The organism is Treponema peruense (genome assembly GCF_016117655.1).
Classification (GTDB): Bacteria; Spirochaetota; Spirochaetia; order Treponematales; family Treponemataceae; genus Treponema_D; species Treponema_D peruense.
Window position 1 is genome coordinate 2,452,034 of the sequence record NZ_CP064936.1, and the last position, 22,110, is coordinate 2,474,143.

The following is a 22,110-nucleotide window of genomic DNA, read 5'->3' on the forward strand; positions in this document are numbered from 1 at the left end:
AAATCAAACCGCCCCGCGTATTATGCACGTTGAGCTGAACAAAAATCAGTCTATGTCAACGCGCTTAATATGTGCACCCAAAGCCTGAAGCCTTTCTACAAGGTGTTCATAACCGCGCTCTATCTGGTAAACATTGCTTATGCGGCTTTCACCGTGAGCAGCCATCGCAGCTATAACCATTGCCATTCCGGCTCTTACATCTGGAGATACAAGGTGGTCGCCGTGAAGTGAACTGGGGCCGCTTACAACCGCTCTGTGCGGGTCACAAAGAGTAATGCGTGCGCCCATGCTTATAAGTTTGTCTACAAAGAACATGCGGCTTTCGAACATTTTTTCAAAAATAAGCACGGTTCCTTCTACCTGGGTGGCGACAACCGTCATAATGGAAGTCAAATCAGGCGGAAATCCAGGCCACGGACTGTCATCTATTTTGGGAATCATACCGCCAAGGTCTGTGTTAACACGCATTTCCTGATCTTCAGAAACAGAAAGCCTGTCCCCGTCTATGTCCCAGCGGATTCCCAGTTTGCTAAAACCTACACGCAACGGCCGCAGCTGTTTTTCATTGACACCGGTAATTGTAATTGCCCCGTGAGTCGCAGCTGCAAGACCAATAAAAGAACCTATTTCCATAAAATCAGGACCGATTGTAAAGTCGCAGCCGTTAAGAGATGGCACACCGTCGATGTAAAGAATATTGCTTCCTACACCGGTAATTTTTGCACCCATCATATTCAGCATTGTGCATAAATCCTGAACATGCGGCTCACTCGCAGCGTTTGTAATTACAGTACGCCCTTCTGCAAGAACTGCAGCCATAAGTGCATTTTCTGTTGCGGTAACTGAAGTTTCGTCCAAAAAGATATCTTTTCCTACAAGCTTATTGGCAGTAAACTCAAATTTACTGTCTATAGAAACGCGTGCACCAAGTTCCTGAAGAGCAATAAAATGCGTGTCCAGTCTTCTGCGGCCAATTACATCTCCTCCGGGCGGAAGCATAATGGCTTTTCCTGTTCTTGCAATAAGCGGTCCTGCAAAAAGAATTGAAGCCCTTATTTTTCTGCTCAGTTCAGCAGGTATATCGTTGCGGATTATTTCTTTTGCCTGAATTTTCCAGGTATTGTGTTCCAGTTTTTCGACTTCAACTCCCAAAGCCTGAAGAATAAGAAGCATAACCCCTGTGTCTTCTATTTCGGGAATGTTCCTGAGTATTACCGGTTTTTCTGTAAGCATGGACGCCGCAATACACGGAAGAGCCGCATTTTTGTTTCCGCAAGCACGGATTGTTCCTTTTATTGGAAAACCGCCTTCAATCTGATATTCGTACATTTTGATTCCTTTTTTTATTTATTTGATGCAAGTTCCACAAGAACCTCGGTTGCCTTAACCATCTGTTCCAGACTTGCCCATTCATATCTTGAGTGAAAATTATGACCGCCTGTAAAAATATTCGGTGTGGGAATGCCCATTTCAGAAAGCCGCGAACCGTCTGTACCGCCCCTGATTGGTGGAAAAACAGGCTCCATTCCGCAATTACGGTATGCTTTTACAAGACGCTCCACCACGGCAGGATTTTTCTGCATTACATCATGCATATTCTTGTACTGAAGCGTATGTTCTACACTTACGTGTCCGCCGCAGCTTCTTTCCACAAGAGATGCAGCCATTTCTACAGTACGCTTTCTTTCTTCCATTCCTTCCTGCGAAAAGTCACGCAAAAACAGCACAACTTTTGCGTCCTCCATTGAACCTTCTATAGACATAGGCGCATAAAAGCCCTGTCTGCCGTCAGTTGCCTCGGGAACTTCATTTTTTGGAAGATAAGAAAGAAATGTACAGGCCATAGTTACGGCATTTACCATGTCAGGACGCGCTGTTCCAGTATGCTTTGGCTTTCCTGTAAAAGACACGGTACTTTTGTAAGCATTAAAACATTCAGTTTCGAGTTCGCCAATAGTTCCGCCGTCTACAGTGTATGCGTACTTTGACTTCAAAAGCTCAAGCGGAACCCTGTCCATTCCGTGACCTGTTTCTTCATCTGGTGAAAAAAGAATTTCTATTGCACCGTGGGGAATCTGCGGATTTTTTACCAGATATTCTACAGCCGTTACAATTTCTGCAACACCGGCCTTGTCATCGGCACCAAGAAGAGTTGTTCCATCAGAAGTAATTATTGTCTCACGCTGTTTTGCTGCAGCCGCAAGTTCTTTATCAGAAGCGGGGTCGTGAACAACAGAATTCTTAAGCTGAATAACCGAGCCGTCATAGTTTTTATGCACGACCGGCTGTACGTTTTTGCCGCTGGTTTCTTCCGATGTATCGATGTGCGCAATAAGACAGAACGGCTCATCTTTTTCACGGCCGGCACTTGCTTCCAGAAAAGCGTATGTATAGCAGTCCGCGGTCGTAGTAACATTTTTAAGCCCGAGGCCACAAAGTTCGGCATTAAGGAGAGACGCCATTTCTTTTTGCTGCGGTGTACTGGGCATAATTCCGCTGTCGGCTTTTTCTGAAGAACTTTCGCTGTAAGTTTTTGCGTATCTTAAAAAACGGGACAAAAGACGTTCCGCCAGATCATGATTTTTGCTGCAAATGTCGGACATATTCTTTAATATTAAAGCATTTTTTCACTTAGCGCAACGGTTTAATTTTGCGTCTGTCTGCAGACCGGTTTTATAATTGAATTTCTAAGCGACGTTCGTCTTTGGGACATTGTGATTGTGCAAGTCCTGCTGCTTTGTCAAACGTTTTTTCTATATACTGCGCTTCACCTTCGGTAAGGGATGCGCGCGAAAGTACAGTACGCCAGAACTGTTCCATTGCTTCACTTCCTGTACGCGAAAAAAAACCGATTTTTCTAAGACTGTCCGAAATTGTACCCACGGTTTTGTCCAGTCTCTCCAGGGAAACAGGTGTATACCCAGTGCGCTTTGTGTCATTTTTTCTAAAAAGTTCGTAGCTTATTATCTGAACGGCATGGCTCAAATTAAGCGAACCGAATTCGTCACTGGACGGAATTGTAACTCCCATTGTACATTCGTTGACTTCATCATCTTCAAGGCCTGTACGTTCATTGCCAAAAACTACAGCGACTTTTCCGCCTTCAGAAGCTTTTGTTCCGGTAACAGTGTCTGCCATAGAAGCAAATTCTTCGGGAAGAAATAATTTTCCGCCGCGTTTTTTTCCTTTACGCCGTGTGGTAGCAGCTGCACAAACACAGTCTTTTGTTGCTTCTGTAATTGAATCAAAAAATTCAGCTCTGTCAAAAATATATCCTGCGTGAATTGCAAGAATATGTACTCTTTCTACATCAATGGAATTCCTGTCGCCTACAATACGTAGCGTGTGAATTCCGTTATTGGCCATTCCCCTGCACACAGCGCCGATGTTCCGCGATTCTTCGGGCCGTGAAAGTACGATTACGATTTTGTCAAGATTCATATCTACAGTATACTAATTTTACGCTCTTTACACTATAATATTGCACATGGAAAAAAATATCTTTGCAGAAAAAAACGCTCTCATCATTGGCGGAACAAAAGGAACAGGTCTTGAAATTGCACGGCTTCTTTTGCAAAAAGGCGCAAAGGTTACCTGTACAGGAAGAAATACCCGTGAGCAGCTTTCTGGAATTGAATTTATTTTCTGCGACATCGACAACTGCGGAATAGAAAACTTCTGCGACGGTGTTATCGGGGAAAAACTTTCTGCGACAGATATTCTTGTCGTAACATTCGGACCGTTCTGCCAGAAGCCGCTTCATCTTACGGCAGCAAAAGAATGGACACAGATGGCACTGGACAATTATGCACTTCCCGGAATTCTTGTGTCAAAAGCAATTCCCGCAATGATGGAACGTCGCTGGGGAAGAATTATTTTTTTTGGCGGAACAAGAACAGAAAGCGTGCGCGGTTACAAAACAAATGCAGCATACGCCGGAGCAAAAACAGGAATTTCTGTAATTACAAAATCTATCGCAATGGAATACGCACAGTACGGAATTACATGCAATGCAGTTCTTCCAGGATTTACTTCGCACGCGCCTGAAGGAACACAAACCGTAAGTGAGCACGCACTTGCAGAAAACGCCGTCTCGCTCATGTCAAAGGAAGAGCTTAACGGCGTTCTACTTAATGTTGACCGCGGCTGGTCAGTTTAAGTTTGTTTCTAAAAATTGCAATTTTGAAACAAACTTAAGAAATCTTGTCTTCTTCAAGACCGTTTTCGCCCATAAAGTAAGTTTTTATCGGCGGGAACCCGTTAAAGGCAACACTTGCATATGTCGAAGTGTAAGCTCCGGTAGAAAGCCAGTATACTTTGTCACCGCTTTTCAATTCTATCGGAAGCTTGTACTTTTCATCTTCGTACATTATGTCCATGCTGTCACAGGTAGGTCCTGCTATAATTACAGAACCTTCTTTTCCGCCGTCTTTGTCGGTAATTACAGGATACTTTATTGACTCGTCCAGCGTTTCAATAAGTCCGTTGAATTTTCCCGCATCAAGATAAACCCAGCGGTTAAGGGCCGTATTGTTTTTGCGCGAAATAAGAACAACTTCCGAAGTAAGAATTCCGCTGTCGCCTACAAGGGAACGCCCTGGTTCAAGTACAATCATCGGAACATCTTCACCAAAGTCATCACGCAGATAACGCGTAATTTCCGATGCATATTCGCTCAGTTCATTCGTTGCCTGCATGTAGTGGGCAGGAAAACCGCCGCCCATATTTATCATTGTAAGTTTGATTCCCTCTTCTTCTTCGAGAGATGCAAACAGATATTTCGTTTTTGCAATAGCATCATTCCACTGGCCAATATCACGCTGCTGGCTTCCTACATGAAAACTTATTCCGTAAGGTGTAAGCCCCAGATCACGTGCCTGAACAAGAAGATCATATGCCATGTCGGGATGACAGCCAAACTTTCTTGAAAGCGGCCAGTCTGCCGTAACTGAATTCTCTACAAGGATTCTTACATAAACTCTTGAACCAGGCGCAAACTTCGCTATATTTTTCAAATCATCCTTTGAATCAGTAGCGAACATTCTTACGCCTTTTTCATAAAAATATTTTATATCTTCTGATTTTTTAATTGTATTGCCGTATGAAGTTCTGTCTGCCGAAATTCCAAGCGCAAGAACTTTGTCGAGTTCGTATCGTGACGCAATGTCAAAACTTGAACCAAGCGAGTCAAGAAGTTTCAAAACCGGAACTCCAGGATTTGCCTTGACTGCATAATAAATGTTTGCATAAGGAAAAGAATCCTTAAGCTGAACATAACTTTTTTTAATTCTGCGGAGATCCACTACAATATTCGGGGTCGCAAAATCCTTTGAAAACTCACGGAATCTTTTCCATTCCATCTCTGTGATAAATTCATCTCGATTAAACATTGAATTCACCTGCCAAAAATTAGATTTTTTTTCAAGCGTCTCGATGTTATCATAATTCACCCTGTTATTGTACAGACAGAATTCGGCACTAAGGCACTTGAAAATAAAAAAAAGCAGTTATTTTTTGTTCAAAAGTTCATATCGTGATATTTATCACAGTTTTGCACTTGTGGAACAGTTTATGCCAGGGAATATCCCGCTTTTTTAACGGCGTTTACTATGCTTTCGTCAGTAACAGACGGTTCCATAGTCAGAAGCACGTCACCTGTGTTGTGGTCGGCAACAGCTTTTTCAATTCCGGCTACAGACTCGAGCGCTTCTTTTACATGAGCCTCGCAGTGTGCACACATCATTCCTTCTACTTTGATTTTCTTTTCTACCATAGTTTTTTCCTCTTTTACATTTATTTTATTTCTTATGCGCACCATGTTCAACCTGAGCGCATTTGTTACAACAAAAAAGCTTGAAAGTCCCATTGCAGCCGCACAGAACATTGGGTTAAGCGACCAGCCGAATGAATTGTAAAAAACTCCGGCCGCGAGCGGAATTCCTGCAACATTATATACAAAAGCCCAGAATAAATTCTCGTGGATATTTCTTAACGCGCGCCTTCCAAGCAGAACTGCACTGCAAAAATCAGACAGGGAATTTTTTACAAGAACAATATCGGCAGAATCAATTGCGACATCTGCACCCGCTCCTATTGCAACACCAACATCTGCTCTGACCAAAGCCGGCGCGTCATTTATTCCGTCACCGACCATGGCTGTTTTTCCCGTCTTCATAAACTCTGCAACATAAGCTTCTTTTTCTCCGGGCAAAACACCAGCGATAACTTCATCTGCACCAACAGCTTTTCCAACAGAATCTGCAACTCTCTTATTGTCGCCGGTCAGCATGACAACTTTTATCCCCATCTTTTTAAGACGGTCTACAGAAGCGACACTATCTTCCTTTAACGCGTCGGCAACTGCAATTATTCCCAAAACATTTTTTCCTTTGCAGAACACGAGCGGGGTTTTTGCGTCTGCTGACAATTCTGCACACTTTTTTTCAAGTTCATCTTCAACGCTGCAAAATGAACTTATATAAGAAAGACTTCCGCCTGCAATTATTTCATCTTCATATTCTGCACGAACGCCTTTTCCTGGAACAGAAACAAATTCCCGTGTTTCAAAAAGAGAAACTTCTTTTTCTGATGCATACTGAACAACGGCTTTTGCAAGCGGATGTGAACTTTTTTCTTCGAGTGAAGCAGCGGTTTTTACAAGTTCTGTAGGATCTGTTCCGCCCCACGGAATCAAATCTGTAACCACAGGTTCACCTTTTGTAACAGTGCCGGTTTTGTCAAGAACTGCCGTCTTTATTTTTCCGATTTCCTCAAGCGAAGCAGATGTTTTGAAAAGAATTCCGTTTTTTGCACCGACACCGCCGGCAACCATTATGGCAACAGGCGTCGCAAGTCCCAGCGCACATGGGCAGCTTATGACAAGAACAGAAATTCCCCTTGAGAGTGCGAACGCCACACTCTGTCCCGCAAACATCCACACCAGTGCCGTAACTGTGGCGATTCCAATCACAACGGGAACAAACACTCCCGAAACTTTATCGGCAATTTTTGCTACAGGCGCTTTGGTTGCAGCGGCATTTTCTACAAGGGCAATAATTTTTGAAAGCGTCGTATCCTTTCCGACACGGATTGCCCGGCACTTTAAAAATCCCGAAATATTCAGCGTAGAAGTCTGAACATCATCGCCAGATTTTTTTTCTACCGGAATACTTTCTCCAGTAAGTGACGACTCGTTAACTGCGGACTCACCTTCAATTACAATTCCGTCTACAGGAATTTTGTCGCCGGGTCTCAGTACAAAAACATCGCCTTCTTTTACTTCGCTTACGGGAACAGAAATTTCTTTTCCGCCTCGGATTACAACTGCAGAATCAGGGGCAAGCTTCAAAAGCGATTTAAGTGCGCTGGTAGTGCGGCCTTTTGAGACAGACTCAAGCAGTTTGCCCAAAGTAATAAGCGTTACTATCATTGCTGCGCCTTCGAAGTACAGATTGTGCATGTCCCGCATAATCCGATTGTTGTCGTTAAAAACCGCGGCATCTGTCATGTCAAACAAAACAAGCGTGCTGTAAAAAAAAGAAATTCCCGCGCCCAATGCTACAAGACTGTCCATGTTTGGAGAAAACCTGAATAAATTTTTGAATCCCGAAGAAAAGAATTTTTTGTTTATAACCAGCACAATCAGTGAAAGAATAAACTGCAGCAAACCCATTGCAATGTGATTTTCAGAAAGTCGAGCGGGCAGCGGCCAGTTCCACATCATGTGTCCCATACTCAGATACATGAGTAAAAGCAAAAAAATGCAGGAAGACCAAAGGCGTTTTGCAATTAAAGAAGTCTCTGATTTTTGTTCAGAGCCGATGTTTTTTTGCTCTGAAGCATTTGTGTTAGAATCAGAATTCCAGGCATCATAACCGGCTTTTCTTACGGCATTTATAATCTGCTCATCAGAAGCACTGCCTTCAACTCCCATAGAATTTGTAAGCAGACTTACTGAACATGATTCTACTCCCGAAAGATTGCCGACAGCTTTTTCTATGCGCGAACTGCACGCAGCACAACTCATTCCTGTTACATTGAATTTTCTCATAATTTTTTCCGCCTTAATTCTGCTTTAAATATAAACAAACGGAATGGAATTTTTCAAGGCAAAAAAAATCCTGCCGGAATAAAAACAAAAAATTTATTTCTTCCGGCAGGAAAATTAATAATCGACAGTCTCTGTTTAATTTCAGATGCGTGCTGTTACTTCGTGATATGCACGAGCTTTTATTGAACTGACTTTCATTATTCCGTTAGAAGAAAATTCAGGCCACTGTTCAAGATAAACAGGAGCATCTTTTTTAAGTTCATCAACTTCAAGAACAAATGAATTTTTCTTAACGCCAAAACGCTTCAAACCTATTGTCCACGGATAATCCTGCCCCATAAAAATGCTGTCATCAACAAGCGTTTCGTTTTCGTAAAGCCGTGCGCAGTTTCCTGTATATGCAACTTCAAGCATTACATCACATGCACCGGACGCGCTCCAGTCACCGGTTTCGACAGAATATTTTGCAGTTTCTCCGGTAGCCGCAAGACCGGGGAATACCCTGAACGAAATTTTCCTGTCTGAAACAAAATGTAGCACCGTTCCATCAGCGTTTTTATCACAGTACACAACAGAGTCTGTAACAAGAATATGCTCACTGCCGTCTGAAGTGCAGATCTTATGGGATTTAAGAGCATCTACCCTTGAAAGCGTTACAATATCCACATCGTCTTCTGCTGCCGTACCAAAATCATAAAGCGTACGGTCCGCATCTTCTATGCTTGTAACAAAAGAATTCTGCGCCAAACTCTTTCCACTGGAAGAATTTCATTCCGTTTACAGAAGTTTCGCTGTTGATGTTTGTCTGTGTCTCATCATCCCCGTTGGGTCCAAAGAGGCGGTTTCCTTTTCCTGTAGTGAAAACAATTGTGTAATAGGCGTCTCCAACATTCATTACAAAACCGTATTTTCCTTTGTTGGCCTTATTGAAGCTGTAGCCCATTTTCCCAAAGCTTCCCATATTTTTGGGACATCATTGTCAGAAACATAAGCTCTGTTGTAAAAAAAAGCTGCCCTTTTGAAGAGCAGCCATAATCTTATTTTGCACTCTGACCGTAGTATGCATTCGGTCCGTGTTTACGAAGGTAATGTTTTTCTACAATATATTTCGGAAGACTTTCAGCATCCGGCCGAATCAAGAGCGTATTCAGTGCCATCCTGCTTACTTCTTCCATAACTGCAGCATTGTAAACTGACTTGGCAGCCGTACTTCCCCATGCAAACGGGCCGTGTCCTCCTACCAGAACCATATTCACTTCATCAGGATTCAGTTTCAATTTCCTGAAATGTTCAACAATCAGATTGCCTGTTTCTTTTTCATAATCATTTTTTACCGCTTCTTCAGACAAATACGGCGTACATGGAATTTCAGTCTGAATATGATCAGCATGGGTTGTTCCAAACAAAGGAACCGGTTTTACAGCCTGAGCCCAACTTACTGCATAAGTTGAATGAGTATGGATAATTCCGCGGATTTTTGCCCCGTCCTTTACGGCAAATTCCCTGTACAAAACAGCATGTGTAGGTGTATCAGAAGAAGGCCTCAGATTTCCTTCCACAACATTACCGTCCAGATCAACAATAACCATACTGCCGGCTGTCAGTTCCGGGTAAGGAACTCCGCTCGGTTTGATTGCAAAAACACCTTCATCCGGATCAAAAGCAGAAACATTTCCCCATGTATAAAGCGCCAGATGCTGCGCCGGAATCTGCATATTGGCTTCGTAAGCCTCTTCTCTCAAAGTATTGAATTTTGACATATTATCCTCGCTTTCAGTCTATATTTTCTACAGCTGCACGTTCTACTGCCAGACCTTTCTTATAGTTAGCAAAGAAGGCATTAAATCCGTCTATGTCAGCCTGCAGCGGTTTGACTGTATCAACCTTTGCAGAAGCAAATACGAATTTATCAAGCCATTCCGGAAGTTTCATTCCGTTTCCGTTTACAACAAACGAAGCCAGAAGAGCCATTCCCCATGGTCCGCCCTCGCCAGCAGTACTCATTGCAGAAACAGGAGTATGCATTGCAGCAGCCATTACTGGAAGACCAACACCTTCTGTTTTAAAGAAACCACCGTGTCCGGTAAGTCTGTCCAAAGAAACATTTTCCTTGTCAAACAGAATATCCATACCGGTTCTCAGAGCGCCCAGTGCTGTAAATAAGTGTGCACGCATAAAATTTTCCAGAGTAAAATGTGCATTTTGGGTACGAACAAAAAGCGGGCGTCCTTCATTAAAGCCTGTCATCGACTCGCCAGAAATATAGTTAAACGGAATAAGTCCGCCGCAGTCCTTTTCACCTTCCATTGCTGCACCCAAAAGTACCGAATAAAGCTGGGACTTATCAAATTCTGCACCCATTCTTTTGGCAGCTTCACCAAAAAGTTTTATCCACTTGTCATATTCTCCGGTACAGTTATTTGCATGAGCCATGGCGGCAGGCTTTCCGTCAGGTGTAGAAACCATATCAATAAGTCCGTTATACGAATGGTTCAGTTTCTTTTCCAGAACAATCATTGCAAAAACCGAAGTTCCTGCAGAAACATTACCGGTTCTTGGGGCAACTGAATTCGTAGCAGTCATTCCTGTACCTGCATCTCCTTCAGGCGGGGCAAGAATCACACCGGCTTCCAAAGTTCCGTCTTTATCAAGCCAGGAAGCACCTTCTGCGGTTAAAGTTCCGGCATTTTCCCCAGCCGAAAGAACTTCAGGAAGAATATTCTCCAGCTTCCACGAAAACTTTTTGTCCTTTACAAGAGCATTGAATTTGGAAAGCATGTCAGAATCGTAACTTCCTGAATCTGCATCAATCGGGAACATACCGGAAGCATCTCCGATTCCAAGAACTTTTTGTCCCGTAAGTTTCCAATGAACATAACCCGCCAATGTTGTCAAAAAGTCAATCTGAGGAACATGATCCTCCCCGTTAAGAATGGCCTGGTAAAGGTGTGCAATACTCCATCTCTCCGGAACAGGATAATCAAACAAAGCAGACAATTCTTTTGAAGCCTGTCCTGTTATTGTATTTCGCCATGTTCTGAATGGTACAAGCTGATTTCCGTCTTTGTCAAAAGCGAGATATCCATGCATCATAGCACTGATTCCCATAGCACGAAGTTTTGTAAGTTTTACGCCATATTTTTTAAGAACATCCGCTTTCATATCAGAAAAAGCAGTCGAAATTCCATTATGAATTTCTTCCAGGGAATAAGTCCAAATTCCATTTTCCAGGGAATTTTCCCAGTCAAAGGCACCACCGGCAACAGGCTCATTTTTAGAATTAATTAGAACAGCTTTGATTCTTGTAGAACCGAACTCTATTCCAAGAATACTGTCTCCATTTTGAATTTCCTTTGCAATCTTTTCTATTTCCATTTGACACTCCCAAAATTGAAAATCGTATAGTTATATTATCAGCCGATTTTACAAAAAAGGCAAGTGTTTTCTATATTTTTATGATTTTTATCGATATTTATGGATATAAAAGAAACAATTTAAACAAAAAAAAGCCGGCGGCCACCTACTTTCCCGCTCTCGCAGTATCATCGGCGCAGGGGAGCTTGACTTCCGTGTTCGGAATGGGAACGGGTATTTCCTCCCCGCCATGGCCACCGGCATCATAAGAGCCGCATCAGAGGCTGAAAACTTTGTCTCAAGGAAGTACCCTTCCAGGCTGCAAAGTCTTGGCGGAACACTGTCCGCAGAAAGAAACAAAATGATTTTTGAAGGAACAATATGGCCAAGCCTCACGACCTATTAGTACCGCTCGGCTGTGCACGTCACCGTACCTGCACCTGCGGCCTATCAACCGGGTGGTCTGCCCGGGGTCTACAGGGGAGTCATGCTCCCAGGGATGTCTAATCTTGAGGCGGGCTTCCCGCTTAGATGCTTTCAGCGGTTATCCCTTCCGAACTTAGATACCCGGCACTTGCTCCTGGCGGAACAACCGGTACACCAGAGGTTCGTCCACCTCGGTCCTCTCGTACTAAAGGCAGCTCCTCTCAAACATCCAACGCCCGCAACAGATAGGGACCGAACTGTCTCGCGACGTTCTGAACCCAGCTCACGTACCGCTTTAATTGGCGAACAGCCAAACCCTTGGGACCTGCTCCAGCCCCAGGATGCGATGAGCCGACATCGAGGTGCCAAACTTTCCCGTCGATGTGAACTCTTGGGGAAAATCAGCCTGTTATCCCCGGAGTACCTTTTGTCCGTTAAGTGATGGCCCTTCCACTCGGAACCATCAGATCATTAAGACCTGCTTTCGCACCTGCTCGAGATGTCTCTCTCGCAGTCAAGCCCCCTTGTGCCTTTACACTCGCGCCCTGATTCCCAACCAGGGTGAGGGGACCTTCGCGCACCTCCGTTAAACTTTGGGAGGCGACCGCCCCAGTCAAACCGCCCGCCTAGCACTGTCCGCTCTCCCGCTTCAGGGAAAGCGTTAGAAATCCCATCCGTCAGGGCTGGTATTTCACCGGCGGCTCCGCGCAACCTGACGGCCACGCCTCTCTGCCTCCCAGCTATCCTACACATGACGAATAGAATCCCAATGCTAAGTTGCGGTGAAGGTTCACGGGGTCTTTCCGTCTGATTGCGGGTATCCGGCTTCTTTACCGGAACATAAATTTCACCGAGTCTCGCGTTGAGACAGTGCCCAGAATCGTTACACCATTCATGCGGGTCGGAACTTACCCGACAAGGAATTTCGCTACCTTAGGACCGTTATAGTTACGGCCGCCGTTTACCGGGGCTTCGGTTCGCACCTTCGGATTGCTCCTGAGCGCTCCCCTTAACCTTCCGGCACCGGGCAGGTGTCACCACCTATACGTCCCATTGCTGGTTCGCAGATGGCTGTGTTTTTGATAAACAGTCGCCTGGGCCTGCTTTCTGCCGCTCCCAAACCTTTCGACCGGGAGCCACACTTCTTCCGAAGTTACGTGTGCATTTTGCCGAGTTCCTTAACGCGAGGTCGCTCGTGCGCCTTAGATTACTCATCCTTCCTACCTGTGTCGGTTTCCGGTACGGTTCCAATCAGCCTGACCTTAGACAGTATTTCCCGGCACCTTGACTCTGTCCGCTTCGTCCCTCCGTAAAGGGAATCGCTCTCAGCTCAGCTCAGCATACGGATTTGCCTGTATGCCTCTTCACCTTGCCGCCTCGACGGGAACTACCGTTCTCCCGCCGGACTTCGCCTCATGCGTCCTGCCTTCGAAACTGATTGAAGTGACGGAATATTCACCGCCTTCCCATCGGCTACGAGTTTCCTCCTCGCCTTAGGGGCCGACTTACCCGGGGCAGATTGCCTTTACCCCGGAAACCTTAGGTTTTCGGCGGACGGGGATCTCACCCGTCTTTGCGTTACTTATGCCTGCATTCTCTCTTCCGCTTCCTCCAGCACCCCTCACGGGCATGCCTTCCTGGGTTGGCGGAATGCTCCCCTACCAGTCATACCTTACGGTATGAATCCGCGGCTTCGGTATCATGCTTAGCCCCGCTACATTGTCTGCGCACGGGTGCTCGACCAGTGAGCTGTTACGCACTCTTTCAAGGAATGGCTGCTTCTAAGCCAACCTCCTGGCTGTCTGTGCATCCGCACTTCATTTCACACTCAGCATGATTTGGGGACCGTTAGCCGGCGGTCCGGGCTGTTTCCCTCTCGACTACGAACCTTGTCGCACGCAGTCTCACTCCCGTGGGCTGGTTTGTGGCATTCGCAGTTTGATCGGATTCGGTAGGATTTGACTCCCCCTCGGCCGTCCAGTGCTCTACCTCCACAAACTTTCCACGAGGCTGTCCCTAAAGGCATTTCGGGGAGAGCCAGCTATCTCCATGTTTGTTTAGCCTTTCACTCCTTACCACAGGTCATCGCTACCTTTTTTAACAGATTACCGTTCGGTCCTCCACAGGGTTTCACCCCTGCTTCAACCTGCCCATAGTAAGATCACATTGGCTTCGGGTCCACGACGTGTGACTTTTCGCCCTCTTCGGACTCGCCTTCGCTCCGGCTCCGGGACTTCTATCCCTTGGCCTCGCCGCACACCGTGACTCGCAGGCTTATTCTACAAAAGACACGCCACAGGCAGCTATTCCCGTGACATCTTGCCGGTCCATGGTTTCAGGTTCTATTTCACTCCCCTCACCGGGGTTCTTTTCGCCTTTCCCTCACGGTACTTCTTCACTATCGGTAGCTGCGCAGTATTTAGCCTTGGATCGTGGTCGACCCGGATTCAGACAGGGTTTCTCGTGCCCCGCCCTACTCAGGTACCGCACCACGGAGTGGGATCGCGTTTCGCGTACGCGGCTGTCACGCTCTTCGGCAGAACTCTCCGGTTCCTTCCGCTACGCATCCCTTTGCTTTCTCCGCGGGTCATCCCCGTGCGGCCCTACAACACCGCTTATCGCGGTTTGGGCTCTTCCGCTTTCGCTCGCCGCTACTTACGGAATCTCTTTTGATTTCTTTTCCCGGATTACTTAGATGGTTCACTTCATCCGGTCTGGCTCCGCCAACCTATTTTATTCAGTTGCGCGGTGACGGAATCTCTTCCGCCGGGTTACCCCATTCGGTTATCCGGGGATCACTGGATGTGTGCTCCTTCCCCCGGCTTTTCGCAGCTTGCCGCGACCTTCTTCGCCCCGCAGCTCCATAGGCATCCGCCATGGACCTATTTTCGCTTGGCCATATTGACCCTTCCGCATCTCTCTTTCAATCGATGCGCCTTCATTTCGTTTCCTTCCCTCTGTATTTCAAAGAACTAACTTTTATGTATGGGACAGAATAGAGTTGAACTATTGACCCCCGCCTTATCAGAGCGATGCTCTAACCAACTGAGCTACTGTCCCAAAATCTGCATTTAACAGATAAGGAAAGGAAAGAAGAATACAACTCAAGGACTGCACCGTACACCGGTGCCTTTACCTTTCTCTCAGAAAGGAGGTGATCCAGCCGCACCTTCCGGTACGGCTACCTTGTTACGACTTCACCCCCCTCGCCGGGCATACCTTCGGCAGCGGCCCCCGTTTCCGGTTAGCCTGCCGACTTCGGGTATCCCCGACTCGGATGGTGTGACGGGCGGTGTGTACAAGGCCCGGGAACGTATTCACCGCGCCGTGCTGATGCGCGATTACTAGCGATTCCAACTTCATGGAGTCGGGTTTCAGACTCCAATCCGGACTACGGCCGGTTTTCTGCGCTTCGCTCCACCTCGCGGTCTCGCTTCGCTCTGTACCGGCCATTGTAGCACGTGTGTAGCCCTGGGCATAAGGGCCATGATGACTTGACGTCGTCCCCACCTTCCTCCGGCTTGTCGCCGGCAGTTCCGCCGGAGTCCCCAACTTTACTTGCTGGTAACCGACGGTAGGGGTTGCGCTCGTTGCGGGACTTAACCCAACACCTCACGGCACGAGCTGACGACAGCCATGCAGCACCTGTGCACGGTTCCATTGCTGGACCCCCGGATCTCCCCGGTATCACCGTGCATGTCAAACCCAGGTAAGGTTCCTCGCGTACCATCGAATTAAACCACATGCTCCACCGCTTGTGCGGGCCCCCGTCAATTCCTTTGAGTTTCACCCTTGCGGGCATACTCCCCAGGCGGCACACTTATCGCGTTTGCTTCGGCACCCACCCTCATGGGCGGACACCCAGTGTGCATCGTTTACTGTGCGGACTACCAGGGTATCTAATCCTGTTCGCTCCCCGCACCTTCGCACCTCAGCGTCAGTAATCTGCTGGCAGCCTGCCTTCGCCATCGGTGTTCTTCCAGATATCTACAGATTTCACCCCTACACCTGGAATTCCGGCTGCCCCTCAGCTACTCTAGTTGCACAGTTCCCGGCGCATCCCGAGGTTGAGCCTCGGGCTTTCACACCAGGCTTGCGTAACCGCCTACATGCCCTTTACGCCCAATGATTCCGAACAACGCTCGCAACTTACGTGTTACCGCGGCTGCTGGCACGTAATTAGCCGTTGCTTATTCGCAGGTTACAGTCATCGTACCGGCATTCCCTCCGGTCCTTATTCCTCACCCGCAAAAGGACTTTACAACCTTCCGGCCTTCATCGTCCACGCGGCGTCGCTCCGTCAGGGTTTCCCCCATTGCGGAATATTCTTAGCTGCTGCCTCCCGTAGGAGTCTGGGCCGTATCTCAGTCCCAATGTGTCCGTCCACCCTCTGAGGCCGGATACCCGTCATTGCCTAGGTGGGCCTTTACCTCACCTACCAGCTGATGGGCCGCGGGCCGCTCCTCCGGCGCCCCCGTAGGGGCTTTCCATCCACATCTCTAACCTGTGGATTCGTATCCGGTATTATCCTGTATTTCTACAGGCTATCCCCGTCCGAAGGGTGCGTCACCCACGTGTTACTCACCAGTCCGCCGCTCTCGCAGATAGCAAGCTATCTGTTCCCGCTCGACTTGCATGCTTAAGACGCGCCGCCAGCGTTCGTTCTGAGCCAGGATCGAACTCTCCATGATTTATTCCTCGGCCCGAAGGCCTGGGATTTTTCATTTTGTTACGAACCGGCTCCATCTCATACTGACATGGAATTGGTTTTTCTTTTTCCTTGCGTCACCTTCCTGAACAGTTTACCTGCTCATTCTATCTCTTCTTTCCTTCCCTTTTCTGTCAAATAACTAAAAGTATTTTCAAGTACCGCTTTTGAAACTTAAGTGTTAACTTTGTGTTCTCAAGTGGTGAGATATAATATACACGGAACATCATTTTGTGTCAATAGTAAAATAAAAAAATCTGCATTTTTTTTATAAAAATGCAGATTTTTTTTCTGTCCGGCAAAAAATGCTTATTCCGCGGCTGATTTAAGAAGTTTTCCGAAGTTTTTCAAATAGTCAATGAATGAAATGTATGCAAGAAGAACACAAACGCCGAAGAACCCCCAGCCTATGTATTTCAAAAGCTGCATATTCAGGCTGAGTGAAGAGGAAAGACCTGTTCTTACAAGAAATTCCTGAATAAGTGCAAAAAAACAGGCTGCCACATACATTACAGTTTTGAGTTTTCCGCCCTTTCTGGCAGCAATGGCTGTTCCCTGTTTGGCCGCAACCATACGCAGGAAATTCTGGCCGAATTCACGGTAAAATATAAAAACATAAAACACAACCGGCATGTAACCTGCAAAAACAAAGCATGTAAACATAGATAAATGTAAAAATACATCGGCAAACGGATCGAACATTTTTCCGAAATCGCTGACTTCATTGTGTTTTCTGGCAAAATGTCCGTCCAGATAGTCAGTGAATTCAGCAAAAGCCAGCAAAGGGATTGCAACACAAACTGACGCTACTGACAAAGGCGATCCTGCAGCAGCCCCAACCCAGACCGGAATATAATAAATTAAAAAAATCACCGGCGCCAAAATTATTCTTGAAAGTGTAAATTTATTCGATGTCTTCATTTTGTAATTTTCCTTATTTTTTTTCTACTGATAATTCTTGAAATCCTGAACTACAGTAATTGCAGATTTTATGCTGCATGACGGAAGAATTTTTGCCGCAAGTTGAACTGTTCTGTCTACGGCAGCCTGAGAATCTGCAACTCCCTGAAGGGTAATAAAGCTTCCTGAAGAATCTGATACCGCGTGAAGGAAATTTATTCCGACTTTATATTCAAACAGAAGCTGGTTTACAAGGCGCTGGCACTTAAGCAGATTTGCGACCATTTTTTTGCCTTCTGCTTCTTTTTCGGAAGTGATGCAGGTTTTTACTAGATTTTCTATTATTCCGGCTGCTTCAGGAACGGTAAGAATTCCTGTGTTCATTGTAAGAATAAAATGCTGCGGGTCCTCGTGTTCAAGATTAAAAAAGCTTTTGTGGAATCCGCGGCGGTTTGAATCGCTTTCGGTAATTCTAGCCTGAGCCTGCTTGTCGTTCCATGAAAATTCAGTCTTGAGGCGTTCCATGCGGACTGAATCCTTGGCAATAAACCTGAACGAAAGCAGATTGGGCAGATTTTCCAAGATAATAAAGGCTCCGCGTCCTATAAGAATACAGTTTCCTTCTGACGCAGCTTCAAGTACTGCACACTGGAGGTAGTTCAGATATTCGTCACGATCTTTTACAAGGCTGGCAAAAAAACCCGGCTTCTTTTCATCATATTTTGAAAGTTTTTCCTTAGGAAAACCAAGCTGAACTATTTTTTCCTCTATTTGCTTGCGGTCTATGAATTTATAGCCCAACTTCCTTGCAGCGGCGGCGGCTATTTCGTCACCAAGAGCTGCGACCTGTCTTGAAATTGCGATTACTGCCATAATTCCTCCAATTAAAACTTTTACAGACTTTTTTTTAATTCAAATGCGCAACTGGAAATTACGCCTTTTTTATTATAAACTTAAAACAGTCTTTGGTCAAAATTTATTTTACCGCAAAAAAGTTAGAGAAAACAATGAACGACATTGAATTGACATGGAACGAAACAGAACGGAATGAAATTTTAAAGACACCTGTTTTTACTGTTACAGAAAGAACGAGTGCAGGTCCCGGCGGAAGAAAAGGAAAATATATTGTTAACGAAGCCCCGGACTGGGTAATTGTTATTCCTGTAAGCGGGGAAAATTTTCTTATGGTAAAGCAATGGCGGCACGGAGAAAAAGCGCTGAGCATTGAGTTTCCAGGCGGGGTTATTGACAAAGGAGAAAGTCCGCAGGAAGGAGCTGTCAGGGAATTAAGGGAAGAAACAGGCGCTTCTGCAAAAAAACTGACTCTTTTGGGAAAAATGAACCCGAATCCGGCACTTTTTGCAAACCATGTATATGTTTTTTGCGCAGAAAACCTTGTTTTTTCGGGAATTCAGGATTTGGATGCGGACGAATGCTTAAACTACATGCAGATACCGCAGTCTGAAGTTATTGAAAAAATCGGTACGGCGGAATATCCCCATGCCCTTATGGCAAGCGCGCTCGCACTTTTTATGAGGACAGACCGCCGCCGGTAATTTATTTTACAGGTTTGAACGGTTCGTACTTTACGCCCGGAGTATAGACACCATCGCGGTATTCTCCTGAAAGAGACGGAATTTCCATCTTCATTCCGGGAAGAATAAGATTTGGGTCTTCAGGCTTTGGAAGTGCGGACTTGTTTGCTTCGTAGAGATTTTCCCACAGGAACGGATTGTTGTATACAAACGGACGACCTGATATATTCCAGAAGCAGTCCCTGTCTGTTGCCCACGGACGAACAATATAATATTTTGGAAGCGGTGTTATTTCATGAACATCTGCAAGTGTTTCAATAACTTTTTTTGATGAAACAGAAGCGGCTTCAAAATCTTCTGATTCAAAAGACTTCTGTGCCGATGCATAAAAACCGGATGCAGCTTCGTATGCTATGGGGAAATTTACGTCACCGCGAATTTTCTTTACATATTCAAGCCTGTTTTTTGCAAGAGTCATATTCTTTGATGCTGAATCTTTGCTAATCATCATCTTGATGTAAGAATCTGACAGGGCTGCATTTTCCTGCGCCTTTGCGGCATATTCTTCTGCAAGTACGTATTCCCCTGCGTCAAGAGCATTCTGTGCTTTTACAGTATACTCTTTTGCAAGCTTCTGGTACGTATTGTTTGTATAACTTGCTGCAAGTGCCGCAGAAACAGTTACTGCAGCAGACAGTATAAGCATTGCTATTTTTTTCATTACTCGGCCTCCCCTTCAAGAGTTTCGTCAAGTTCAACCACGGAATTCTGAGCTTCTGTAAAGTCATCGGCTTCAAGAAGAGTAGTGTCTGCTTCTTCTATTCCTTCTACGGGTTCATCTCCGAGCGGAGCCTGTGTATCTGCATCCTGGGCGACAGTTTCGCTCTGTTCAACCCTTTTTTTTGCAGCATCTACGGCTTCCTGAGCCTTCTGGCGGGCTACAGAAATTTCCTGGAAAAGTGCGGCGAATACTGTTTTTGACGATGTGTAGTCTGACAGAGCCTGTTCGGGACTTCCTGTTACATAAGCAGCATCACCTGACTTAAAGGACTGGACCCCCTTGTCGTATTCAGCCTTGCGGGAAACAGATGCCTTTACACTGTCTGCATCCTTTTTGGCTTTGAATGCTTCTGTACGTTCTGCTTTGGAAAGTGAACGGTAGGCGGCATCAAGGACAGATTCCATTTTTGCATTGGCGTCTGTGGCTTTTTTATACCAGACGGAACCGAAAGTCAGATTTGATTCAGGCTTGGCAAGTTCGTCGATTATTGCACTTCCTTCATCGTAGGCTGCCTGGTTGTATGAAGCAAAATTGTTTGCATCTATCTTTGCTTTTTTTGATTTTGCATCAGCATAGGATTTGAGCGCAAGATACCTGTTGTTAAGATCGTTGAGTACAGCAGACATATCTTCAGTTGCGGACTCTGACGCAAGCTTTTCTGCAGCATATTCTGCTTCGGCGGCCTTGAAAGCAACAGGATTTGCTGCTTCTGCACCTGATTCTGCAGCGGCGGCACGGGACTGTTCAACTTTGGAAAGAAGTGCCTTGTTTGCTTCGGAAAAATTTTCAGTAGGAACAGTTTCTTCTGTTTTTTCTTCTGCACCTTCTTCGGGCTGAACTACAGGTTCTTCTACCGGTGCTGGTTCCGGCTCGGGGGTTGACTTACAGGCGACAAACGAAAGCGCCGTAAAAATACCCAGCGCAACAATAAAGCTCTTATATTTAGCCATGTTTCCTCCATTATTAACTTATAACAATATAATTATTTTACTACACATTAATAATTATCGCAACATTGCAAGCCTTTAGTTAACTTAAAAAACGAAATTTCAGAAAACGAAGCCGGATGCCGATACTTGCTATTGAATACAATTTTATTTTAGGAGAATTTTATGGCTGACGATTTTTCATTCAGTATCGAACAGAAATTCGGTGTGCTGTCTACGTCAAAAAAAGGATGGAATCTTGAACTCAATTCGGTTTCCTGGGGCGGCCGTCCTGCAAAATACGATATCCGTTCGTGGGATGCGGAACATGCAAAAATGGGAAAAGGCGTCACTTTAACCAAAGAAGAATTGAAGGCACTCCGTGATATTCTTGGCGGAATGAATCTGGACTAGAAGTCTGAATATTCTGAAAAAAACAGGCCGTTCTTGATTACAATAGAATATATGGCCATAAAAAGCCTTGTATCTTCAAGTGCGGCTCCTGTTTCCCTGTTTTCTATATCTGACGAGTCCAGAAGCGCAATTATGGAAGAAACTGTGCCAAATCCCCATACTCTTGCAGCAGACATATATCTTGCCTGATTTTTTTTGCCGATAAAACCTGCAGCGCGGAGTTCCTGTTCTGAAGGAGTTTTTGAACCTGAATGAAGCACGTGCCAGGTTCTGAGCTGGCGGAAACTGTACAAAAGTCCAGAAATAAGAGCCACACTGTTGGAATCGCGGGAAGCCCTGATTTTCTGAAGAATGTCCAGTGATGTTTCAAGACGCTGGGCCGGAGAACGCGAAGAATCTGCCATTGCTTCGAATAATGTAAATGCATTTTCTGTTCTGTTATGCGCAAGAATTTTTTCTACGTCAGAAACTGATATTCTGTGTCCTTTTTCAAAACAATAGAAAAATCTGGAACATTCGGAACGAAGGCTTTCGGTATTGTTTTCCACCATGTCAAGAATGAGCTCTATGGCTTCGGCATCGGCGGAATACCCGTTTTTGCGTAAAAAGTTCTGCAGCCACTGCGGCTTCTGGTTTTCGAACATTTCCCAGAAGATTTTTTTGTTTGCAGCTGGAATTTTTGATTCAAGCTTTTTGTCCACGGAATTTTCGTCGGAAACAAGGACAAGAACGTTGGGACTGTCAGAAGATGCTTTTACCCAGTCTGAAAGAAGATCGGTGTCTGACTTTAACTTTATGCTTTCGGCATTGCGAAGGACAATGAACAGTGCTGGGGAAAAAAGACTTGCATTTCTAAGCTGGGAAACGACATCTGTAATTCTTGTGTCGGTTGCATAATACTTGTACTCGTCAATGGATCCGTTTTTCTTTACGGCATCTTCGCGCAGTACATTTATGGCATCGCTTTTTTCGCCGGCTTCGGGTCCGGTAAACAGATAGACTTTTGATTCAGCCAT

Annotated in this window: 17 protein-coding genes, 1 tRNA gene and 3 rRNA genes; 3 read left to right on the forward strand and 18 right to left on the reverse strand. The window is 45.5% G+C overall.

Annotation, left to right across the window (positions count from 1 at the left end; genetic code table 11):
- Nucleotides 1–45: 45 nt before the first annotated feature.
- The 3 genes from murA to IWA51_RS11255 all read right to left on the reverse strand — a co-directional run bounded on the left by murA (nt 46) and on the right by IWA51_RS11255 (nt 3,441).
- Entirely contained in the window at nt 46–1,329 is a 1,284-nt protein-coding gene (gene murA, locus IWA51_RS11245; protein WP_177528401.1) for a UDP-N-acetylglucosamine 1-carboxyvinyltransferase, read from the reverse strand.
- A 14-nt stretch (nt 1,330–1,343) separates the two neighbouring features.
- Nucleotides 1,344–2,603, reverse strand: coding sequence for a peptidase T (pepT, locus tag IWA51_RS11250; RefSeq protein WP_198442488.1), 1,260 nt, complete (start codon nt 2,601–2,603; stop codon nt 1,344–1,346).
- Nucleotides 2,604–2,673: 70 nt separating this feature from the next.
- On the reverse strand, nt 2,674–3,441 hold the full coding sequence (locus IWA51_RS11255; RefSeq protein ID WP_198442489.1) for an RNA methyltransferase: 768 nt from the start codon (nt 3,439–3,441) through the stop codon (nt 2,674–2,676).
- 46 nt (nt 3,442–3,487) lie between these two features.
- Here IWA51_RS11255 and IWA51_RS11260 point away from each other — a divergent pair, with 46 nt between their 5' ends.
- A complete protein-coding gene (locus IWA51_RS11260) occupies nt 3,488–4,159 on the forward strand; it encodes an SDR family NAD(P)-dependent oxidoreductase (protein WP_198442490.1) in 672 nt (223 codons plus the stop codon).
- A 34-nt stretch (nt 4,160–4,193) separates the two neighbouring features.
- On the opposite strand, the gene IWA51_RS11265 is transcribed toward IWA51_RS11260, so the two are convergent.
- From IWA51_RS11265 to IWA51_RS11320, 12 genes are all read right to left on the reverse strand, one after another.
- Complete coding sequence (locus tag IWA51_RS11265) at nt 4,194–5,390, reverse strand: type III PLP-dependent enzyme (RefSeq protein WP_198442491.1); 1,197 nt, start codon at nt 5,388–5,390, stop codon at nt 4,194–4,196.
- A gap of 179 nt (nt 5,391–5,569) precedes the next feature.
- On the reverse strand, nt 5,570–8,050 hold the full coding sequence (locus tag IWA51_RS11270; protein WP_198442492.1) for a heavy metal translocating P-type ATPase: 2,481 nt from the start codon (nt 8,048–8,050) through the stop codon (nt 5,570–5,572).
- Between the two features lie 141 nt (nt 8,051–8,191).
- Nucleotides 8,192–8,797, reverse strand: a complete 606-nt coding sequence (locus IWA51_RS11275; RefSeq protein WP_198442493.1) for a hypothetical protein — start codon at nt 8,795–8,797, stop codon at nt 8,192–8,194.
- Entirely contained in the window at nt 8,742–9,011 is a 270-nt protein-coding gene (locus IWA51_RS11280) for a hypothetical protein (RefSeq protein WP_198442494.1), read from the reverse strand. The genes IWA51_RS11275 and IWA51_RS11280 overlap by 56 nt, the downstream gene beginning before the upstream one ends.
- Before the next feature lie 76 nt (nt 9,012–9,087).
- The gene (araD, locus tag IWA51_RS11285) at nt 9,088–9,810 is read right to left on the reverse strand and encodes an L-ribulose-5-phosphate 4-epimerase AraD (protein ID WP_198442495.1); all 723 of its coding nucleotides are present in this window, start codon (nt 9,808–9,810) and stop codon (nt 9,088–9,090) included.
- Between the two features lie 13 nt (nt 9,811–9,823).
- Nucleotides 9,824–11,425 (reverse strand): xylulokinase, encoded by a 1,602-nt coding sequence (locus IWA51_RS11290; protein ID WP_198442496.1) that lies wholly within the window; start codon nt 11,423–11,425, stop codon nt 9,824–9,826.
- A 132-nt stretch (nt 11,426–11,557) separates the two neighbouring features.
- Nucleotides 11,558–11,666 (reverse strand): 5S ribosomal RNA (gene rrf / locus IWA51_RS11295).
- Nucleotides 11,667–11,785: 119 nt separating this feature from the next.
- Nucleotides 11,786–14,728 (reverse strand): 23S ribosomal RNA (locus IWA51_RS11300).
- Nucleotides 14,729–14,816: 88 nt separating this feature from the next.
- Nucleotides 14,817–14,890, reverse strand: a tRNA-Ile gene (locus IWA51_RS11305).
- An 87-nt stretch (nt 14,891–14,977) separates the two neighbouring features.
- A 16S ribosomal RNA gene (locus IWA51_RS11310) occupies nt 14,978–16,521 on the reverse strand.
- Together the 16S, 23S and 5S rRNA genes with 1 tRNA gene alongside form the textbook arrangement of a ribosomal RNA operon.
- A gap of 326 nt (nt 16,522–16,847) precedes the next feature.
- Nucleotides 16,848–17,459 (reverse strand): CDP-diacylglycerol--glycerol-3-phosphate 3-phosphatidyltransferase, encoded by a 612-nt coding sequence (pgsA, locus tag IWA51_RS11315; protein WP_198442497.1) that lies wholly within the window; start codon nt 17,457–17,459, stop codon nt 16,848–16,850.
- Between the two features lie 24 nt (nt 17,460–17,483).
- Nucleotides 17,484–18,311 (reverse strand): cytidylate kinase-like family protein, encoded by an 828-nt coding sequence (locus tag IWA51_RS11320; protein WP_198442498.1) that lies wholly within the window; start codon nt 18,309–18,311, stop codon nt 17,484–17,486.
- 134 nt (nt 18,312–18,445) lie between these two features.
- Here IWA51_RS11320 and IWA51_RS11325 point away from each other — a divergent pair, with 134 nt between their 5' ends.
- Complete coding sequence (locus tag IWA51_RS11325; protein ID WP_177528701.1) at nt 18,446–18,994, forward strand: NUDIX hydrolase; 549 nt, start codon at nt 18,446–18,448, stop codon at nt 18,992–18,994.
- A gap of 1 nt (nt 18,995) precedes the next feature.
- Here the strand turns inward: IWA51_RS11325 and IWA51_RS11330 are convergent, their stop codons facing one another.
- Nucleotides 18,996–19,694: a LysM peptidoglycan-binding domain-containing protein gene (locus tag IWA51_RS11330; protein WP_177528702.1), complete on the reverse strand. Its 699-nt coding sequence runs from the start codon at nt 19,692–19,694 to the stop codon at nt 18,996–18,998.
- Nucleotides 19,694–20,704, reverse strand: coding sequence for a hypothetical protein (locus IWA51_RS11335; protein ID WP_198442499.1), 1,011 nt, complete (start codon nt 20,702–20,704; stop codon nt 19,694–19,696). The genes IWA51_RS11330 and IWA51_RS11335 overlap by 1 nt, the downstream gene beginning before the upstream one ends.
- 162 nt (nt 20,705–20,866) lie before the next feature.
- Between IWA51_RS11335 and IWA51_RS11340 the strand changes: the two genes are divergently transcribed.
- Nucleotides 20,867–21,094: a YdbC family protein gene (locus tag IWA51_RS11340; protein ID WP_198442500.1), complete on the forward strand. Its 228-nt coding sequence runs from the start codon at nt 20,867–20,869 to the stop codon at nt 21,092–21,094.
- On the opposite strand, the gene holA is transcribed toward IWA51_RS11340, so the two are convergent.
- Nucleotides 21,091–22,110, reverse strand: a complete 1,020-nt coding sequence (gene holA / locus IWA51_RS11345; RefSeq protein WP_177528705.1) for a DNA polymerase III subunit delta — start codon at nt 22,108–22,110, stop codon at nt 21,091–21,093. The two genes, IWA51_RS11340 and holA, sit on opposite strands and share 4 nt — an antisense overlap.

What these genes read in the sequence shown, in the direction of transcription:
- IWA51_RS11290 (WP_198442496.1), bottom strand. Translation starts at nt 11,425, where the DNA reads ATGGAAATAGAAAAGATTGCAAAGGAAATTCAAAATGGAGACAGTATT.
- IWA51_RS11255 (WP_198442489.1), bottom strand. Translation starts at nt 3,441, where the DNA reads ATGAATCTTGACAAAATCGTAATCGTACTTTCACGGCCCGAAGAATCG.
- IWA51_RS11325 (WP_177528701.1), top strand. Translation starts at nt 18,446, where the DNA reads ATGAACGACATTGAATTGACATGGAACGAAACAGAACGGAATGAAATT.
- IWA51_RS11265 (WP_198442491.1), bottom strand. Translation starts at nt 5,390, where the DNA reads ATGTTTAATCGAGATGAATTTATCACAGAGATGGAATGGAAAAGATTC.
- IWA51_RS11280 (WP_198442494.1), bottom strand. Translation starts at nt 9,011, where the DNA reads ATGGGAAGCTTTGGGAAAATGGGCTACAGCTTCAATAAGGCCAACAAA.
- murA (WP_177528401.1), bottom strand. Translation starts at nt 1,329, where the DNA reads ATGTACGAATATCAGATTGAAGGCGGTTTTCCAATAAAAGGAACAATC.
- araD (WP_198442495.1), bottom strand. Translation starts at nt 9,810, where the DNA reads ATGTCAAAATTCAATACTTTGAGAGAAGAGGCTTACGAAGCCAATATG.
- pgsA (WP_198442497.1), bottom strand. Translation starts at nt 17,459, where the DNA reads ATGAAGACATCGAATAAATTTACACTTTCAAGAATAATTTTGGCGCCG.
- IWA51_RS11320 (WP_198442498.1), bottom strand. Translation starts at nt 18,311, where the DNA reads ATGGCAGTAATCGCAATTTCAAGACAGGTCGCAGCTCTTGGTGACGAA.
- IWA51_RS11270 (WP_198442492.1), bottom strand. Translation starts at nt 8,050, where the DNA reads ATGAGAAAATTCAATGTAACAGGAATGAGTTGTGCTGCGTGCAGTTCG.
- IWA51_RS11260 (WP_198442490.1), top strand. Translation starts at nt 3,488, where the DNA reads ATGGAAAAAAATATCTTTGCAGAAAAAAACGCTCTCATCATTGGCGGA.
- IWA51_RS11330 (WP_177528702.1), bottom strand. Translation starts at nt 19,694, where the DNA reads ATGAAAAAAATAGCAATGCTTATACTGTCTGCTGCAGTAACTGTTTCT.
- IWA51_RS11335 (WP_198442499.1), bottom strand. Translation starts at nt 20,704, where the DNA reads ATGGCTAAATATAAGAGCTTTATTGTTGCGCTGGGTATTTTTACGGCG.
- pepT (WP_198442488.1), bottom strand. Translation starts at nt 2,603, where the DNA reads ATGTCCGACATTTGCAGCAAAAATCATGATCTGGCGGAACGTCTTTTG.
- holA (WP_177528705.1), bottom strand. Translation starts at nt 22,110, where the DNA reads ATGGCTGAATCAAAAGTCTATCTGTTTACCGGACCCGAAGCCGGCGAA.
- IWA51_RS11340 (WP_198442500.1), top strand. Translation starts at nt 20,867, where the DNA reads ATGGCTGACGATTTTTCATTCAGTATCGAACAGAAATTCGGTGTGCTG.